Raw genomic sequence first — 827 nt, forward strand, 5'->3', positions numbered from 1 at the left:
GGTGATTGAATATCAACTGTAAGGCCCCATTCAAAACGAGAGCGAAGGCGTTCTTCTAGAGTTTCTATATCTTTTGGTGGCTTATCTGAAGATATAATAATTTGTTTCTTTGACTCATGAAGTGTATTAAAAGTATGGAAAAACTCTTCCTGAGTACTTTCTTTACCTATAATAAATTGAATATCGTCAATAAGTAATACATCTATATTACGATATTTTTCACGAAATTCTGCAGTTGATGAATTTTCACTTCTATTACGAATAGCGTCAATTAGTTCGTTCGTAAATGTTTCACTAGTTACATATAAAACCTTACTTAAAGGATTGTGTTCTAATATAAAGTGAGCGATGGAATGCATCAAATGGGTCTTTCCTAATCCAACACCTCCATATATAAATAGAGGATTGTATACTTCAGCAGGGGATTCTGCTACTGCTAACGATGCAGCATGAGCAAGATTATTATTAGTACCTACGACAAAAGTGTCAAAAGTATAACGTGGATTTAGAAAAGGATATTTGTTTTTTTGTGCGGAGTTTCCTTGATTACTACTATTATTATCAGCTTTAGATATTTTCTTGGCTTCATCAGGTAGAACGATAGATATTTCATAGCTCTTCCCTGTTATTTCTTCAATAGCAACTTTAATTGGTATACCATACTTCTTGCTGATAAAACTAACTCCGTCTTTTCCTAAATCAGGATTGCTTAATATAGTAATTAAATCATCTTCTACGTCATATACTTTTAAAGGTGCTAACCAAGTACGAAATGAAACATCTGTTATATCATGTGTGATTTTAACAGACATTAGAATCTCGTCCCA

Annotated in this window: 1 protein-coding gene; it reads right to left on the reverse strand. The window is 32.6% G+C overall.

From position 1 onward, the window contains the following. Positions 1 to 827: DnaA ATPase domain-containing protein (locus tag ACW2QF_RS08910; protein ID WP_455715648.1), on the reverse strand; the 827-nt coding region annotated here is incomplete at both ends.

The sequence above is a fragment of the Anaerosporobacter sp. genome (assembly GCF_965301125.1).